This window comes from Nonomuraea angiospora (assembly GCF_014873145.1).
Classification (GTDB): domain Bacteria; phylum Actinomycetota; class Actinomycetes; order Streptosporangiales; family Streptosporangiaceae; genus Nonomuraea; species Nonomuraea angiospora.
Genome location: NZ_JADBEK010000001.1, coordinates 9,809,481 through 9,825,125 on the forward strand (window position 1 = coordinate 9,809,481; position 15,645 = coordinate 9,825,125).

At 70.6% G+C, this 15,645-nt stretch carries 18 protein-coding genes; 5 read left to right on the plus strand and 13 right to left on the minus strand.

Annotation, left to right across the window (positions count from 1 at the left end; translation table 11 throughout):
- The first annotated feature begins 9 nt into the window (after positions 1 to 9).
- Positions 10 to 414, plus strand: a complete 405-nt coding sequence (locus tag H4W80_RS45280) for a DUF742 domain-containing protein (RefSeq protein WP_225964010.1) — start codon at positions 10 to 12, stop codon at positions 412 to 414.
- Between the two features lie 28 nt (positions 415 to 442).
- Positions 443 to 973: a GTP-binding protein gene (locus H4W80_RS45285; protein WP_237101140.1), complete on the plus strand. Its 531-nt coding sequence runs from the start codon at positions 443 to 445 to the stop codon at positions 971 to 973.
- Between the two features lie 256 nt (positions 974 to 1,229).
- Here H4W80_RS45285 and H4W80_RS45290 read toward each other — a convergent pair whose 3' ends face one another.
- A complete protein-coding gene (locus H4W80_RS45290; protein WP_192790702.1) occupies positions 1,230 to 1,571 on the minus strand; it encodes a hypothetical protein in 342 nt (113 codons plus the stop codon).
- Between the two features lie 228 nt (positions 1,572 to 1,799).
- Between H4W80_RS45290 and H4W80_RS45295 the strand changes: the two genes are divergently transcribed.
- On the plus strand, positions 1,800 to 2,417 hold the full coding sequence (locus tag H4W80_RS45295; RefSeq protein ID WP_192790703.1) for an RICIN domain-containing protein: 618 nt from the start codon (positions 1,800 to 1,802) through the stop codon (positions 2,415 to 2,417).
- A gap of 282 nt (positions 2,418 to 2,699) precedes the next feature.
- Here the strand turns inward: H4W80_RS45295 and H4W80_RS45300 are convergent, their stop codons facing one another.
- From H4W80_RS45300 to H4W80_RS45330, 8 genes are all read right to left on the minus strand, one after another.
- The gene (locus tag H4W80_RS45300; RefSeq protein WP_318787356.1) at positions 2,700 to 3,842 is read right to left on the minus strand and encodes a methyltransferase domain-containing protein; all 1,143 of its coding nucleotides are present in this window, start codon (positions 3,840 to 3,842) and stop codon (positions 2,700 to 2,702) included.
- Entirely contained in the window at positions 3,839 to 3,973 is a 135-nt protein-coding gene (locus tag H4W80_RS63080) for a hypothetical protein (RefSeq protein ID WP_264086028.1), read from the minus strand. Before H4W80_RS63080 ends, H4W80_RS45300 begins: the two co-directional genes overlap by 4 nt.
- 392 nt (positions 3,974 to 4,365) lie before the next feature.
- Positions 4,366 to 4,770 (minus strand): type II toxin-antitoxin system VapC family toxin, encoded by a 405-nt coding sequence (locus H4W80_RS45305; protein WP_192790704.1) that lies wholly within the window; start codon positions 4,768 to 4,770, stop codon positions 4,366 to 4,368.
- A complete protein-coding gene (locus tag H4W80_RS45310; RefSeq protein WP_192790705.1) occupies positions 4,763 to 5,038 on the minus strand; it encodes a type II toxin-antitoxin system Phd/YefM family antitoxin in 276 nt (91 codons plus the stop codon). The genes H4W80_RS45305 and H4W80_RS45310 overlap by 8 nt, the downstream gene beginning before the upstream one ends.
- 63 nt (positions 5,039 to 5,101) lie before the next feature.
- Positions 5,102 to 5,884 (minus strand): oxidoreductase, encoded by a 783-nt coding sequence (locus H4W80_RS45315; protein ID WP_192790706.1) that lies wholly within the window; start codon positions 5,882 to 5,884, stop codon positions 5,102 to 5,104.
- Positions 5,885 to 5,962: 78 nt separating this feature from the next.
- On the minus strand, positions 5,963 to 6,541 hold the full coding sequence (locus H4W80_RS45320; RefSeq protein ID WP_192790707.1) for a TetR/AcrR family transcriptional regulator: 579 nt from the start codon (positions 6,539 to 6,541) through the stop codon (positions 5,963 to 5,965).
- Positions 6,542 to 6,580: 39 nt separating this feature from the next.
- A complete protein-coding gene (locus H4W80_RS45325) occupies positions 6,581 to 7,291 on the minus strand; it encodes an SDR family NAD(P)-dependent oxidoreductase (protein ID WP_192790708.1) in 711 nt (236 codons plus the stop codon).
- Positions 7,291 to 8,547, minus strand: coding sequence for an erythromycin esterase family protein (locus H4W80_RS45330; protein WP_192790709.1), 1,257 nt, complete (start codon positions 8,545 to 8,547; stop codon positions 7,291 to 7,293). Before H4W80_RS45330 ends, H4W80_RS45325 begins: the two co-directional genes overlap by 1 nt.
- Positions 8,548 to 8,845: 298 nt before the next feature.
- Between H4W80_RS45330 and H4W80_RS45335 the strand changes: the two genes are divergently transcribed.
- Positions 8,846 to 10,255: a glycoside hydrolase family 6 protein gene (locus tag H4W80_RS45335; RefSeq protein WP_318787357.1), complete on the plus strand. Its 1,410-nt coding sequence runs from the start codon at positions 8,846 to 8,848 to the stop codon at positions 10,253 to 10,255.
- Between the two features lie 43 nt (positions 10,256 to 10,298).
- On the opposite strand, the gene H4W80_RS45340 is transcribed toward H4W80_RS45335, so the two are convergent.
- The 4 genes from H4W80_RS45340 to H4W80_RS45355 form a co-directional block, all read right to left on the minus strand.
- Positions 10,299 to 11,027, minus strand: a complete 729-nt coding sequence (locus tag H4W80_RS45340) for an SAM-dependent methyltransferase (protein ID WP_192790711.1) — start codon at positions 11,025 to 11,027, stop codon at positions 10,299 to 10,301.
- A gap of 30 nt (positions 11,028 to 11,057) precedes the next feature.
- A complete protein-coding gene (locus H4W80_RS45345; RefSeq protein WP_192790712.1) occupies positions 11,058 to 11,936 on the minus strand; it encodes an HpcH/HpaI aldolase/citrate lyase family protein in 879 nt (292 codons plus the stop codon).
- Entirely contained in the window at positions 11,926 to 13,149 is a 1,224-nt protein-coding gene (locus tag H4W80_RS45350; RefSeq protein WP_192790713.1) for a CaiB/BaiF CoA transferase family protein, read from the minus strand. The genes H4W80_RS45345 and H4W80_RS45350 overlap by 11 nt, the downstream gene beginning before the upstream one ends.
- 111 nt (positions 13,150 to 13,260) lie before the next feature.
- Positions 13,261 to 14,190 (minus strand): LysR family transcriptional regulator, encoded by a 930-nt coding sequence (locus tag H4W80_RS45355; RefSeq protein WP_192790714.1) that lies wholly within the window; start codon positions 14,188 to 14,190, stop codon positions 13,261 to 13,263.
- A 150-nt stretch (positions 14,191 to 14,340) separates the two neighbouring features.
- Here H4W80_RS45355 and H4W80_RS45360 point away from each other — a divergent pair, with 150 nt between their 5' ends.
- Positions 14,341 to 15,645 carry a CitMHS family transporter gene (locus H4W80_RS45360; RefSeq protein WP_192790715.1) on the plus strand — a complete coding sequence of 435 codons (1,305 nt, stop codon included), beginning with the start codon at positions 14,341 to 14,343 and terminating at the stop codon, positions 15,643 to 15,645.

Consider the following 15,645-nt stretch of genomic DNA (forward strand, 5'->3'; position numbering starts at 1 on the left):
CAGGAGATCATGGTGTCAGGTCAGGGTTGGGCTGGTGATAGCACTCCGCCGCATCCGGCGGCTCCCCGTCCGCAGAAGCAGAGCTCCCTGGTACGGCCCTATGCCGTGACCGGGGGGCGCACCGCTCCGCGGATGAAGTTCGCCATGGAGGCATTGGTGTCCTCCGTGACGTCGGAATACCAAGACATTTCCCTACTTAGTCCGGAGTATCAGGCGATTATTCAACTGACCCGGAACGTCCGGTCGGTTGCCGAGATCTCCGCCCTTTTACGCCAGCCCCTTGGTGTGGTCCGGGTGCTGATCGCCGACATGGCGTCCGAGGGCCTGATCCGCGTGCACCAGCCTGCGCTGGACGCCGGAAAGCCGGACCTCAACTTGCTCGAAAGGGTGCTCAGTGGACTTCGCAGGCTCTAGCCCCGGCCTAACCTCGACGAAGATCGTCGTGGCCGGGGGCTTCGGCGTGGGGAAGACGACGTTCGTGGGTGCGGTCTCGGAGATCCTGCCGCTCACCACCGAAGCGGTCATGACGGACGCCTCCGCGCACGTGGACGACGTCTCCCTCACACCGAACAAGACCACCACGACCGTGGCCATGGACTTCGGCCGGGTCTCGCTCGATCGCGACTTGATCCTTTACCTGTTCGGCACGCCCGGACAGCACCGCTTCTGGTTCATGTGGGACGACCTCGTCCGCGGCGCCATCGGCGCGGTCGTGCTCGTGGACACGCGCCGCCTGGCGGACAGCTTCCCCGCGATCGACTATTTCGAAGAGGCGAAGCTGCCGTTCGTGATCGGCATCAACGGCTGGGACGGGCAGTTCGCGCACGCGGAGGACGAACTCCGCGAGGCCCTGTCGATCGGCGGCCACATCCCGATCGTGCGCCTGGACGCCAGGCAGCGGGAGTCGGTGAAATCCACCTTGATCACCCTGGTGGAACACGCCCTCACCCGCCACATGCACACCCCGGTATAGGCGGGCAGCGGCTCACCCCGGAGTAGGTGGGCCGGGTCCACCCACCCGTTGCCCATCTGGGTGGTGGGCCGCCTGACACCCACCCCGGCACAAAGGCCTTCGCAATGGGGCGCTTCGCGCCGAAGGGCTCAGACGTTCTTGTTCTGGGCGCCTTCGGCGCACCCCATGCCTTCGGCGACCGGTCGGCCCACCCCTTGACCTACGAGGCGGTGGGCCGACTTCTGCCCACCCTGCCTGCTGGATCCCGCAAGCTTCGTCAGGCGATCGCCGGATCGAGATCGCCCGCCGGGCGCATCGTCACTGGCGTGAGATCGCGCGGAGTGGAGAGCGGACACAGCGTGCCATCACACAGGACAGCCACCACCCTCCCGCGCCGACCTATCGGCAACTCGCCCACGGCCCGAGGGATCATGTCCACGATCTTGACCTGACACCCAAGCTTCTCGTGCGGGTTCTTCATCGCCTGCGTTGGAGGCGGGTGAGCGAGATCGCCAATCGTCGTCGAGGAGGGACGACGGTTCCGTAGATCGGCGTAGCGGAAGGCGATACGCCGGGCGGCTCGTGACGGCTCGACGACCGGATGGCGGGCGTACAGCACCCGCTTACGCCCGGTCTACTGAGGTGAGCGGCATATCCGTGGGATCCCGCGCCACTACTACAACCCCCCTCACGGAACTACGAAAGCCTCCCGACAGGTCGACGACAGCGCTTGTGAGTACTTTCGACCGCAGACGGACCGTCACCCGAAAAGTTGGAAGAGGCTCTCTTTCCCAGGGAGGAAGTAATGCGGCGCTTATGCGTCACCGTCGCGGTTCTACTCACTGCGATGATCGCGCTCACCACGAGCCCCGCCTCGGCGGCCGAACCCGCCGTGGTCACCGCGGCCGAACCCGCCGTCGTCACCGCGGCCGAAGCCTACGAGCAGGTCCAGCAAGCCGCTGCCGCCGGTGAGGGCGGTCGGAAGCTGGCCAACGGTGTCACCATGTACGACTCCGCACCTTTCCTCATGCGCGTCCGCTCCTACGGTAGCGGCTACTGCCTGGACAACTTCGCCTCCGGCGGAGGGCAGAACAACTCACCTGTCGGCTTCTGGGCGTGCAACGGCGGCGGGACCCTGCTGTGGCGGTGGCGGGTCTTCGACAGCAACCGCTACTACGGCACCGAGCTGGTGAACAACGCCTCCGGACGCTGCCTGGACTACCCGGCCTCCGCCGGCGGCCAGACCGGTCGCCAGTTCAACGTCTACGACTGCCGAGACGGTGGCTGGGTCGGCCAGAACTTCCACGTCTACATCAGCGGCTCCGACGTCTGGCTCTCATCCGAGTACACCGCTGACGCCGTCTGCCTCGACGGCTACGCCAGCAGCTGGCGCGGCAACGGCAGCCCCGTGGGCCTGTGGAGCTGCAACGTCAGCAATCCCAACGCCTGGCAGCGCTGGTACTGACCGACCGCGAATGACTCCTGTCCGATCCCGAAGGATCGGACAGGAGTCATTCGCGCGTATCGCTCGCCAGGCAGATCCGTCAACTCGGCATTCTGGCCCTCCACACCAGCGAGCCCCCAGCACACCCACGACAGCCCCGACCATCGCCGACGCCCACGGCTGAAAGCCCTGCGGAACCCGGTTGATGGCCGGCGGCGGGTCCCGCGACGACGGCGCGTCCGCCCGGGGCAGGATCTCCCTGGTCGAGGGCCTGACGCCTGGCCAGAGGCGCTCTCTGCCTGCTCAGGCCCCGGCGTGGCCCAGCGTACGCTCCGGATTGTCCAGCCAGATCCGTTGCCCCTCCCGCGTGACGGTCATCCCGAACCGCTCCCGGTCCGGCTCGCCCCAGGACACCCACTGTGCGTACGCGTCGGTGATCTCATCCCACAGGGACCGATCGCCGAGCTGGTATGCGAGGTGATCGCCGTCCGGGTCGTGCACCGCCGCCGCCCAGTGAGTCGGCTCGGCAGGGTCGACCACGTACAGCACGAAACGATCCCCCTCGTCGACCTCGCGGATGTGCAGGCCGGTGAGAGCCGACATGGCCAGCCCCGCCCCCGCCGGCGCGTGCGCGATCGTGCGCGGGTCCACCCGGGTCGTGGACCGCCGGCCGCTGCCGTCGTCGTCGGAGACAGGGGACCCGTCCTGCGAGCGCATCATCATGTACGACGTGTAGCCGGGGAACCGGCCGACGGCGACCCCGTCCGTCCTGACCACGAGCCGCACGGAGAGGTCGACGTCGAAGCCGGGCGAGAACGGCGCCACGATCACACCGCCTGGCCGAGTCTGCTCGACCCACGCATACGGGACGGTGTGGACGGCGCAGGTGACGTGGACCCGGTCGTACGGCGCTCCCTCGGCCCACCCGTCCGCCCCGTCACCGACGATCAAGCGCGGATGCACGCCGGCCGCGGCCAGCGTCTTTCCCGCCTGCCCGGCGACGGCCTGGTCGACCTCGATCGAGGTGACGATGCCGTGCTCGCCGACCAGGTGGGACAGCAGCGCGGCGGTCCAGCCCGTCCCCGTGCCGATCTCCAGCACCCGATCACCCGGCTCCGGATCGAGCAGGGTGAGCAGATCGACGACGGTCCCTGGGGCGGAGTTGGAGGAGGTGTAGCGCCCGTCCACCTCGCGGATGTCGGTCGCACCGGCATCGAGCTGCGTCACGATCGCATCCGGTCCGTACACCGTCGCCCACCAGGTGTCCGGGTCGGCGTGCCGGTCGATGAGGCGGGGGCCGCCTCCGGTGAGAACGACCCCGGTGGGGGGCACGAACCGATGCCGGGGCACGGCCCGCAACGCCTTGTCGACGGCGCCGCTGACCGGGCGGCGCTCGCTGATGGCGTCGATGAGGTCATCAATGCGGGCGCCCAGGTCGAAGGTCACTTGCCGTCCTTCTTGTCCCCGTCACCGCTGCCGCGCTTGCCCTCGCTGCCGTCTCCGTCGTTCTGGCTCTTCCTCTCCTTCGGGGGAGTGAACGGCTTCAGGCTGGGCTCCTCGCCCTTGTGCTTTCCCATACCGGGCCTCCATCGTCCAGACGAGTCGCTTGTCGTAATCGTACGACTACGGTCCGGGGTGGGGGAGGTAAAGGCCGGTTCCAGCCTTCGCCGGCAGGCGACTGTCACCCCGGCTGTAACGCGCCCAGGCGTGGCATAGGTGACCCCCGCCTCCAGGGCGAGAACCGGAAGCGGGGCCCGTCGGCTGATCTCGTCTGTCGGCCTTCGCCGGCTGATCGGGCCGTCGGCGCAGCCGGCGTAGCACTGGTTGCATTCGGCCGGCCGTGCGGGTGAGAGCCCTTCAGGCAGTCGTCGAGCTGCCGCCATTGCGTGGGGTGGATGTTCGTCGCGCACGGCATCCTGGGACGGCGTCTCCCCGATCTCATCCTGTCGGGCCGTCGAGGGACTGATGTTCACACGGGAACGACGGTGACCAAGCTTTCAAGTCCGACGAAGTCGTCGGTGTTACGCGTGAAGAGCGGCAACCCTCGGCTGGACGCGACTGCGGCGATCATGAGGTCCATTCGGCGAGGGCGCGGGTCACGCTTCGCCGCGAGCGTCAGCGCGACAAGGCTGCCGTAGCGAGCCGCCGCGTCGGCGTCGAAGGGCAGAGGCTCGAAGTCGGTCACTGCGGCGCCCAGCTTCTCCATGCGCGCGGCTCGGGTGGCCTGATCCTTGGCCATGGCCACACCCTGGTGAAGTTCGGCGAGCGTGATGGCGGTGAGCTCGGGATAAGCCGGAAGATCAGCGGGAGAGAGCTCGGTGAGATCAATGTAAACGCGCGTGTCTATCACTCCGGCACTGTGCCGCTCAGTCATCGCGGCCCTCCCACGGATCGTCGTCGATGCGGTCTTCGGAGCCGAAGAACTCGTCGGCCTCTCGGCGCATCGCCGCGTAGTCCACGACGGGAAGTCTGCGATGCCTGGCGACGAGCTCTTCGGCGCTCATGCGCCGTCGGCGTGGAATCGGTCGCAACTCCGCGATCTCGACTCCGTTGCGGGTGATGTGAAAGACCTCGCCTGCCTCGACCTGATCCATGACAGCGGCGGAGTTATTGCGAAACTCCCGCTGGGTGATGATCTTCATTATGCGTCGATCGTAGCTCGACGTAGCCCCCTGTGCTACAGGCGTCCCAGACAGTCATACCCGTCAAAGGGACTTCACCGTGCCGCCGTCGATGATGTGGTCAGCGCCCGTGATGTTGCCCGCCACGTCCGACAGCAGGAACGCGATCAGCGCCGCCACCTCCCGCGGCTCGGTGATGCGGCCCGTGGTGATGCCGAACGCCGCCGGGATCCCCTCCAGGAACGCGGCGTGGTCAGTGCCCGCCAGGGCGGCCATCTTGCCGCCGAAGCCGTCCGGGTCGTCCCAGAGTGCGGTGCGGACGACGCCGGGCGAGACGGTGTTGACCCGGACGCCCCTGGGTCCGAACTCCTCGGCGAGGGACTTGCCGAGCGCGGTCAGGGTGGCCTTGGCGGCGCTGTAGGCGACGGGGCCGGCGGCCGGGAGCCGGGAGTTGATGGACGAGACGTTCACCACCGAGCCGCGCCGCTCGATCAGGCTGGGCAGGGCGGCCCTGGTGACGCGGACGGCGCTGAACAGGTTGACGTCGAAGATGGCGGCCCACTCCGCGTCGCCGGTGTCGAGGAAGCCGACCGGCTCCACGGCGTCTCCGCCGCCCACGTTGTTGACCAGCAGGTCGATGCCGCCCAGCTCGGTGAGGGCGGTGTCCACGAGGGTGGAGACCCCGCCGGGGGTGCTCAGGTCGGCCGGCACCGCCACGGCGCCCGACTTCTCCAGCTCGGGCGTGATGGTACGGGCGGCGCCGACCACGCGTACCCCCTCGTCGATCAGGGTCTGCGCGGTGGCCAGGCCGATGCCCCGGCTGGCACCGGTGACGACGGCGGTCTTGGAGTCGAGTCCGAGCTTCATGATCTCTCCGTTTTTCTTGAACTCAAGGTACAAAATGCGGGCGCGGTGAACCCCGAACCCCGATAGTGGCGGGTCGGGTCAGAGGGAGTCGACGACCGCGTCGATCACCCTGGTGAGGCGGTCCGGGCCGTCGGCGACGCGCGCCAGCAGGCGCATGCCGACGACGGTGTTCAGCAGCAGGCTCCCGGCCGCCCGGGCGTCCCGGTCGGCGGCGATCTCGCCCGTTCGCCGGCCCTCTTCGACCAGCGCGCGGAAGGCCTCCTCGGTGCGGTCGAGCATCCGCCGGACGAGCCGCGCCGCGCTCTCGTCCGACTGGCCGAGCTCGGCCGCTGTGTTCACGGCCATGCAGCCGCGCCGGTCGGGGTCGGCCAGGTCCATCTCGGACAGGCTGCGCAGCGCCCTGCGCAACCTGTCCTTGACGGGGCCCGGCTCCTCCAGCATCTCGATCAGCGCCGCCGCCTGGCTGTCGCGGTAGCGGCTCAGCGCCGCCTCGAACAGCGCGTGCTTGCTGCCGAAGGTGTTGTAGAGGCTGCCCTTGCCGATGCCGAGCGCGTCCACCAGGTCCTGCGGCGTGGTGGCCGCGTAGCCCTTGCGCCAGAACACCTCCATGGCGTGCTCCACGGCCACGTCCGGATCGAACTGCTTCGGCCTCCCCATGGCGAGGACGCTAGCAGTTTCTGGACCTGGAGGTCAAAATCAGCCGGCGGCCGGCATCTCCGGAGGCGCTCCGGTCGCCAGCCAGTGGGCGCGCCGCGTGATCGCGGCCGGCCAGCCGTCCGGCACCACGGCGAAGGCGCCCGCCCGCACCGCCGCGAGGGCCTGGTCCGCGATGTCCGCGGGGTCCTCTCCGTCGGGCGACATGCCGGTGCGGACCAGGGCCGGGCACAGCATCGTCACGCCGATCGGCGTGCCGGCCAGCGACAGCGCCGCCTGTTCGGCGAGGGCGACGACGGCGTGCTTGGAGGCCGCGTACGCGCCACCGGCCGGGAACGTGACGAGCCCCGCCAGCGAAGCCGTGATCAGGATGTGCGCCGGCCGGCCGGACGACAGCAGCCGCGGGACGAACGCGCGCAGTCCGTTGACCACGCCGCCCACGTTCACCGCGAACACCCGGTCCCAGTCCTGCGGGCTCACCTCCCACGGCGCGCCCAGGTCCCGGCCGACGATGCCCGCGTTCAGGCAGACCAGATCGACGTCCGGGGCGGCGGCGGCCAGCGCCTCCATCTGCGCGGCGTCGGAGACGTCGGTCCGGACGGCCTCGGCTCCCAGCTCGGCGGCGGCTTCGGCGAGCGCCGTCTCGTTGACGTCGGCGAGCACGACCCGCACCCCGTCCGAGCGGAGCCGGGCGGCCAGCGCCCTGCCGATCCCGCCGGCGGCGCCGGTGACGACGGCGTTGGTGAGGTTCATCAGGATGCTCCAAACATGGTCGATGAGTCCGCCGTCGCGGTGGGAGTGCACACGACCGCGTCGAAGGCCTGGTGCAGCGGCGTGTCCACGGTCGCGCTCTGCGATCGGATGCGGTCCAGCGGCGGCCCCGGGCGCAGGTCGGTCAGGGTGACGGCCCCGCCGAGCCCGGCGTCGACGAGGGCCCCTTCCACGCTCCCGGGAGCCGGGGCGTCGAGGCTGACGACGTCGAGCGTGAATCCGACAGGGGAGCCCTCGGCGGGGACGATCATCTCCGGCACCTGGCCGGCGGTGTGGGTGAGCGCCACGGCGCGGTAGCGGGGGCCGAGGTCGCGTGCCAGGTAGTGGCCCATCGGCAGGCCGGCCAGGTGGCCGCCGAAGGTGACGGGGGTCTTCTGTATGTGGTTGTTGTGGGCCACCAGCACGACTCGCGCGCCGGTGCCGGCCCTGTCCAGCTGCCACTGTACGGCCGCGGCCATGTAATGGTCGCGAGCCGACGTGTCGCCGGGCAGGCCCGCGCCGGAGAACAGGTCGTTCATCGCCAGGAGCATGTAGTCGGTGTGGCGGGCGGCATCCAGGTGGCGCCGGGCCGTGTCGTATCGGTGCCGGCCGGCGCGGGAGACGTAGAGCGGTTCGAGCGCCCGCAGCCGCAGCGACAGCCGGGACAGGCTCGCCGTGAGGGAGTCCCGGAACGCCGGGTCGAGAGCGCCCCACGCGGGCGCCGACACGGCGGCCGAGCCGCCGGTGATCTCGTCGGCCGCGCGCAGGACGCCGGTCACGAAGTCGTCGAGGTCAGGGTCGACCAGTCGCAGGTATTCGGCGACCGGGTCGAGGTCCGGCCGCAGGGCCAGGGTGTTGGGCAGGTCGATCCCCACGATCCGGACGGGCCGGGACCTGCTCCGGTTGTAGTGGCGCAGCCAGCCCAGCAGCTCTCCGAACACGCCGCGGGTGAGGGGCCCGGCCAGCCGGAGGAGGTCGGCCTCGTCGCCCTCACCGGCGAGCCAGGCGTTGACGGCGGCGGCGTCCGCGGATCCGAGCTCGAACGCCACGTCGGTGAACCCGCAGCGTTCGAGGAGGAAGCGCAGCAGCCGCGCACGGGCGAGGTTGAACTCGCGGACGAAATGGGCGCCCTCGCCGACGGCCACGACCTGGGCGTCACCGACCACGCCGCGCAGCGGCTCGAGGTCGTCGAGGTCGGGGTCGGCCGGGTCGAGGGTGTTGAGGACAGTCGTGTGCCCTGACAGGGAACGGGAAGTCATGGAAATGCACTCGTTTCTCGGTGGATGCCGGAAGCCGGCGGATAACGCGTCGAGGAACGCGGAACAGAGCGCTCGGCCGGACCCGTGCCGACGGGTCGCCGGAAGCGCTGCGAGGTCCGCTTACGGACGCGGATCAGAGAAACAAGGTGCCAGGAACCATGCGGCCGATCATAGCGGAGCCGCAGCACGCACGCTCCGTCACCGCCGGTGGCCGGTGCGTACGCTCGTACTCCACCTCTTGACCTTGTCAGACGGGGTCGGTAATGATCAACCGCGACTCCCGCCGAAAGGTGCACACGTGCGATTCATCGCAGGCAAGACCGCGGCTTTAGCCGCGGTCCTGACAGCAGTCCTCGTCGTCCCCCAGCCCGCCTCAGCCGCCGCCCAGCTCATCGGGAACGGCACCTTCAACAGCTCCACCGCCCCCTGGTCCGCGATCGGGCAGACGACCGTCGCGCTCGACGCCCAGCGGCTGCGGGTGGACGTGAAGGCCGTCGTCGCCAACCCCTGGGACGCCATGGTGGCCGCCCCGACCACCGCCGCCCTGAACCCGGGCAAGAGCTACACCCTCTCCTTCGACGCCTACTCCACCATCGCCTTCAAGGCCACCGCGACGGTGCAGTACAAGGCCACGCCCAGCTCCAACCAGTCGCTGGCCACGGGCGTGCAGCTCACCACGTCGAGCAAGCGTTACAGCATCCCGTTCACGGCCGCGAGCGCCACGGACACGGCGGCCGAGGTGACGTTCCAGCTCGGCGGGTCCGGCGGGACGCCCGCGGTCCGGTTCGACAACGTGTCGCTGATGGAGACGCAGACGACGCGCCCGACCGCGCTGTTCGTGTGGAACCAGTCCAACCCGGCCAAGTTCGTCACGGCCAATCCGAACGCCAGCCAGACTCCGGCGATCTCCGCGAACATCGCCAACAAGCCGATCTTCGAGTGGTTCGGCGGCTGGTTCAGTGACATCACCCAGGCCGTGGACACCTACGTCGGCGCGGCGCAGGCCCAGGACAAGCTGCCGATGCTGGTCGCGTACAACATCCCCAACCGGGACGCGTGCGCCAACCAATCGGGTGGCGGCGCGGGCGACGCGGCCGGCTATCACACGTGGATCACCGAGTTCGCCAAGGCCATCGGCACCAGGCATGCGATCGTCGTGCTGGAACCCGACGCGGTCGCCGCCGCCGGGTGCGTGACCCAGATCGGCAAGAACCCCGAGGACCAGTACGCGATGCTGCTGGACGCCACGCAGGTGCTGAAGGCCCAGGCCCCCAACGCGTGGGTCTACCTGGACGCGGCCAACGCCACCTGGCTCGCGCCGAACGTCATCGCGCCGCTGCTGGTCAAGTCGGGCATCGCCAACACCCGCGGCTTCTCCGTGAACGTGTCGAACTACTTCTTGACCGCCGACTCCGAGACGTACGCCGTCGGGGTCAACGCTCAGCTGTCGGGCACCGTGGGCGCCAAGAAGTACGTGATCGACACCAGCCGCAACGGCAACGGCCCCTACACGGACAGCACGCCCGAGGACAACTGGTGCAACCCGCCCGGGCGCAAGCTCGGCGTCCCGCCGGCCAAGCAGTCGAGCGGCGCCGAGTACGTGTTCTGGGTCAAGGTGCCCGGTGACTCCGACGGCGTGTGCAACGCCTCCACCAAGCCGGCCGGGCAGTTCGACCCCGACCTGGCGGTCGCCCTGATCAGGGGCTAGTTCCCGGTGGCCGGGCCTCTCGGCGAGAGGTCCGGCCGCTCTCTCAGACCCGCTGGAGCAGGAGGGTGACGAACCCGAGCGCCTTCCGGTAGCCGTTGAGCCACAGCTCGCGGTGCTCCCGCGCGACGGCGAGCGCCTGGTCGCCGTCGGGGCCCGGATTGGCGGCGGCCCATCGGGCCAGGGTGCCGGTCCACGACCATTCGTACTCGTCCCACTCGGCGAGGGTGCTCACGTGGCCGTAGACGGCCAGCCAGCCCTCGGACTCGGCCGCGGCCACCGTGCCCGCCAGGTCGGGGTACGCGCCGATGGCCTCCACGACCGCGGGAGCCGGCGTCCGCTCCCAGAACCCCTCCCCGATCAGCGCCAGCCCGCCCGGCCGGACGAACCGGGCGACCGCGTCCATCGTGCCCTTCAACCCCTGGAACGCGTGGGTCGAGCCCACGCAGAGCACCAGGTCGTACGGCTGCTCCGAGGAGAACTCGGTCGCGGGCAGCTCGTGCAGCGTCAGCCGGTCGGACAGGCCACGTGCCTCCGCCGCCCGCCTCGCCGCGGACACCGCCTCCGAGGAGAGGTCCACGCCGTCGGCCGTGGCCGAGGGGACGAGTTCGAGCGCGCGGAGCGACCATTCGCCCTCGCCGCAGCCCAGGTCGAGGATGCGGGCGCCCTCCGGCAGGGCCGCCCGGCGCAGCAACCGGTCGAGGTTGCCGGGCGTGATGGGCGCGGCGATCGGGTGGTCACGGTGGGCGATGGCGCTGATCAGTGTTCGTTCCATGCCGTTCAGTCTCGCGGCGCCCGCAACCGGTTATCGGCCGTACCGGTCGAGGACGGCCCGTGCCGTGGCGGCCATGGCCTCGTCCACCATCTCGCCCTCGAACGTCACCGCGCCCGACCCGCCGGCCTGGGCCGCCTCCACCGCCGCGATCAGCCGGGCGTAGCGGGCCAGCTCGTCGGGGGAGGGGGAGAAGGCCGCGTTGATGACGGGGACGTGGGAGGGGTGGATGGCCATCATGCCCTCGTAGCCGAGCGAGCGGTTCTGCCCGGCGAAGGAGCGCAGCCCGTCCAGGTCGCCGATGCCTGTCCACAGGCCCGCGACCGGGTTGGGGATGCCGGCGGCGCGCACGTCGAGGAGCACGCGGGAGCGCAGGCCGAGCGTGCTGTCCGGGGTCCAGCGGTAGCCGACGGCGCGGGCGACGTCGCCGCCCGGCGCGGTGACGGCGCCGAGGTAGGCGATCCGGGACGGGGCCGCCATGGCGACGTCGTAAGCCCCGCGCAGCCCGGAGGCCGTCTCCAGCAGCGGCACCAGGGCGATGTGGCCCCGAGGCAGGCCGCGCTCGCGTTCGCACCAGGCGAGCAGCCGGTCGGCGAGGCGCACGTCCTCCGGGCCGCTCACCTTGGGCAGCACGACCCCGGTGAGCCGCTCGTGGGCGACGGCCCGCAGCTCCTCGGCGCCCGCCCAGCCGTCCAGCGGGTTGACGCGGACGAGCAGGGCCAGGTGCCCCGCGTAGCCGGCCATCGCCGCGGCCACGTCGCGACGGGCCTGCGCCTTGCCGTCGGCGGGCACCGCGTCCTCGAGGTCGAGGATGACCGCGTCGGCCCCCGCGGCCTCCGCCTTGGCCAGCCACTCCGTCCTGGTGCCCGGGACGAAGAGCAGCGAACGGAGCAGGGGACGCTCAGATGACACCGTGCTGCTCCAGCTCCGCCAGCTCCTCCTCGGCGAGTCCCAGCCACTCGTGGTAGACGAGGTGGTTGTCCTGCCCGAGCGCGGGGCCGGTGCGCCAGACCTTCCCGGGCCGCCGGTGGAAGTGGGGGATCACGCCCTGCATGCGCACGGGGCCGAGGTCGGCGTCGTCGACGGTGATGATGTCGCCGCGCTCGGCGTAGACCGGGTCGGCGACGATGTCGGCGGCGGTGAACACGCGGGAGGCCACCACCTCGGCGCGGGCGAACTCCGCCAGGCACTCGTCCGTCGTCCGCGCGGCCACCCATTCCCGCAGGCCCTTGTCCAGGGTCTCCCGGCCCTCGTGCTGCTGCGCCGACGTCGCGTAGTCCTCCTCGGGCAGGCCGAGCAGGCGGGCCACGTTGCGTACCGAGCGGAGGGTCGCGGAGGTCACCGTGATCCACTCGCCGTCGCCGGAGCGGTAGGTGTTGATCACCGCGGCGGGCGCGACGGCGAGCTGGTTGCCCGCCCGTTCGGGTACGGCGCCGAGCTGGTCGTAGGTGATGATCTGCCACTCGATCAGCCGGTAGAGCGGCTCGAAGAGGGCCAGGTCGATCCACTCGCCGTCGAAGCCGGGGTCACCCGCGCGGCGGTGGAGGGCGGCGAGCACGGCGTAGGCGCCCATCAGCCCCGTGACCGCGTCCCCGTGCGAGAACCCCGTGTGCACGGGCGGCCCGTCCGGGAACCCGGTCAGGTGCACCACCCCGCTCCTGGCCTCGCCCATCTTGCCGAAGCCGGGCTCGTTCGCCCGCGAGGACGTCGCCCCGAACCCGGAGATCTGCAGCAGGATCGCCTTCGGGTTGATCCGGTGGACGGCCTCCCAGTCCAGCTCCCAGTCGCGCAGCCGCCCGGCCCGCAAGGTGACGATCACGACGTCCGCCCAGGCCACCAGCCGGTGGGCGATCTCGCGGCCGGCGGCGTGGTGAAGGTCGAGGGTGACCGACCGCTTGTTGCGCCCGGCGACCTTGAACCACAGGGGGACGCCGTCCCGTACCGGGCCCATCGCGCGGGCGGCGTCGCCGGCGCCGGGGGCCTCCACGTGCACCACGTCCGCGCCCTGGTCGGCGAGCATGGAGCCGGCCATCGGCCCGGCCACCACGTGCGCGAACTCCACCACCTTCAGCCCGCGCAGCTGCCCCTGGCCGCTTCCGCCCGTGTCCTGACCCGTGCCTGTCACCCGCGCTCCTTCGCCTCCCGATCCGTTTCATCCTGCCGAGGCGGTGAAATGCGTGTCCAGCACAAGAAAGCCATCATTCAATGCGCTTTGCGCATGAATTCCGGAGTGGCCTCAGTCGCGGTTCCAGGACACGCCCGCGGGCAGCTCCCGCAGCTCGCGGCGGAACCCGTCCAGCAGGTCCAGGAACGCGCTCGTCGCCAGCGGCAGCGTGCGGCGGGCCCGGACCACGACGTCCAGCCGGCGGTCCACGACGGGTTCGGCGAGCGGCCGGTAGACCAGCCGCCCCGCCCCCATCAGCGGCAGCACCAAGGCGGGCATCGCCGAGACCCCCAGCCCGGCCGTCACCAGCCCGCCCACCGTCGCCACGCTCCCGGCCTCGGCCGCCAGCGTCGGGACCGCCCCGGCCTGCGCGAACGCCGCGTCCGTGAGCCGCCGCACGCTCGACTCCGGCCCGATCGCGAGGAACGGCTCCCGGGCCAGCTCCTCCCAGGTGATCTCCGGGAGCTCGGTGAGCGGGTGGCCCTCGGGCAGCACGGCGTGGAAGCGGTCCTTGATGAGCGGGCGGTGTTCGAGCTGCTCGGGGGCGGCGCCGACGGTGGAGATGGCGAAGTCGGCGTCCCCCGAGAGCACCCGGCCGAGCACGACCTGCTCCAGGCCGTCCATGATCCGCAGCCCGGCCATCGGCCGCCGCAGCCGGAACTCGGAGATCACCCGGGGCAGCAGCACCGCGGCCACCGAGGGCAGCGTGGCCACGGCCACCACGCCCGACTCGCCGAGCAGGTAGCGCTCCAGCTCCTTCATGCCCGACCGGTGCGCGGACACGATCTGCTCGGCGACCCGCAGCGTCTCCACCCCGGCCGCCGTCAGCTGCACGTTGCGGGTGTCGCGCTCCAGCAACTGCGCTCCGAGCAGCCGCTCCAGCTCGGCCACCGCGCGGCTGAGCGACGACTGCGACACGTGCATCTCGGCCGCCGCCGCCGTGAAGCTCGCCGCTCTGGCCACGGCGGCGTACGCGGCCAGCAGCCGCAGGTTCGCCTCCATGGCGTGAGCATAGACCCGAACTTTTGCTCAGAACGCATGGATAAATGTTGCTTTGATGCTGGACCTGAGATTTCGTCGCTCGGAAACTCTTCCGTAACACTCCGGCACGTCAACCCCCCGCGAGCCGGTCGAGGAAGAAGGCGAACACCGATGCTGGCAGCCCTGGGATTCACCACGATCGTTCTGTTCCTGCTGCTCACCATGACCAAGCGCGTGTCGGTCCTGATCGCGCTGGTGCTGATCCCGGTCCTGGCGGCGCTGGCCGGGGGCTTCGGCGGCGAGCTGGGGAAGATGATCCTCGACGGGCTGACCAAGGTCGCGCCGACCGGCATCATGATCGCGTTCGCGGTCCTGTACTTCAGCCTGATGATCGACGCCGGTCTCTTCGACCCGCTCATCCGCGGCATCCTGCGGGTGGCCAAGGGCGATCCGCTCCGCATCGCGGTCGGCACCGCCGTACTGACCATGTGCGTGGCCCTCGACGGAGACGGCGCCTCGACGTTCCTCATCACGGTCTCGGCGCTGCTGCCGGTCTACCGGCGGCTCGGCATGAGCCCGCTCGTCCTGTCGGGCGTCGTCTGCCTGGGCGCCGGAGTCATGAACCTCATCCCCTGGGGCGGGCCCACCGCCCGCGCGATGGCGGCGCTGAAGCTGGACAGCTCCCAGGTGTTCACGCCGGTCCTGCCCGCGATGGCGGCGGGCATCGCGTGGGTGCTGGTGGCGTCGTACCTGATCGGGCTCAAGGAGCGCCGCCGCCTCGGCACGATCTCCGCCCCCGAACTGCCCGAGGAGCGGCTGGTCGGCGAGGGCCCCGGCACCCAGCGGGCGCCCGTCCACCCGGCTCTGACCGTCTTCAACCTGGTCCTCACGGTCGCCCTGCTGGTCGGGCTGGTGCTGCAGGTGATGCCGCTGCCGGTGCTGTTCGTGGTCGGGTTCGCGATCGCGCTGCTGGTCAACCACCCGACCTGGGAACGCCAGCAGGAGCTCCTGGAGAGGCACGGCAAGAGCGTCGTCCTGGTCACCACCATGATCTTCGCGGCCGGCGTGTTCACCGGCGTCCTCACCGGCACCAAGATGATCAGCAGCATGGCGTCGGCGTTCGTGAGCGTCATCCCCGACTCCCTCGGCGGGCACCTGCCCGTGCTCGTGGCCGTCACCGGCATGCCGCTCAGCCTGGTCTTCACCCCCGACGCCTACTACTTCGGCGTCCTGCCCGTGCTCGCCGAGACCGTCAGCGGCTTCGGCGGCGCCCCGGCCGAGGTCGCCAGGGCGGCCATCCTCGGCCAGATGACCACCGGGTTCCCGCTGAGCCCGCTCACCGCCTCCACGTTCATCCTGGTCGGGATGAGCGGCGTGCAACTGGGCGAGCACCAGCGCTTCATCTTCAAGTGGGCCTTCGCCACCACCCTCGTGATGACCGTGGTCGCGCTGCTCACGGGCGCGTTCTCCCTCTGA

Excerpts from the sequence above, each read along its gene's own strand:
- H4W80_RS45280 (WP_225964010.1), top strand. The coding sequence starts at position 10 with ATGGTGTCAGGTCAGGGTTGGGCTGGTGATAGCACTCCGCCGCATCCG.
- H4W80_RS45295 (WP_192790703.1), top strand. The coding sequence starts at position 1,800 with ATGATCGCGCTCACCACGAGCCCCGCCTCGGCGGCCGAACCCGCCGTG.
- H4W80_RS63080 (WP_264086028.1), bottom strand. The coding sequence starts at position 3,973 with ATGGGAAAGCACAAGGGCGAGGAGCCCAGCCTGAAGCCGTTCACTCCC.
- H4W80_RS45305 (WP_192790704.1), bottom strand. The coding sequence starts at position 4,770 with ATGACTGAGCGGCACAGTGCCGGAGTGATAGACACGCGCGTTTACATT.
- H4W80_RS45310 (WP_192790705.1), bottom strand. The coding sequence starts at position 5,038 with ATGAAGATCATCACCCAGCGGGAGTTTCGCAATAACTCCGCCGCTGTC.
- H4W80_RS45315 (WP_192790706.1), bottom strand. The coding sequence starts at position 5,884 with ATGAAGCTCGGACTCGACTCCAAGACCGCCGTCGTCACCGGTGCCAGC.
- H4W80_RS45320 (WP_192790707.1), bottom strand. The coding sequence starts at position 6,541 with ATGGGGAGGCCGAAGCAGTTCGATCCGGACGTGGCCGTGGAGCACGCC.
- H4W80_RS45325 (WP_192790708.1), bottom strand. The coding sequence starts at position 7,291 with ATGAACCTCACCAACGCCGTCGTCACCGGCGCCGCCGGCGGGATCGGC.
- H4W80_RS45330 (WP_192790709.1), bottom strand. The coding sequence starts at position 8,547 with ATGACTTCCCGTTCCCTGTCAGGGCACACGACTGTCCTCAACACCCTC.
- H4W80_RS45340 (WP_192790711.1), bottom strand. The coding sequence starts at position 11,027 with ATGGAACGAACACTGATCAGCGCCATCGCCCACCGTGACCACCCGATC.
- H4W80_RS45355 (WP_192790714.1), bottom strand. The coding sequence starts at position 14,190 with ATGGAGGCGAACCTGCGGCTGCTGGCCGCGTACGCCGCCGTGGCCAGA.
- H4W80_RS45360 (WP_192790715.1), top strand. The coding sequence starts at position 14,341 with ATGCTGGCAGCCCTGGGATTCACCACGATCGTTCTGTTCCTGCTGCTC.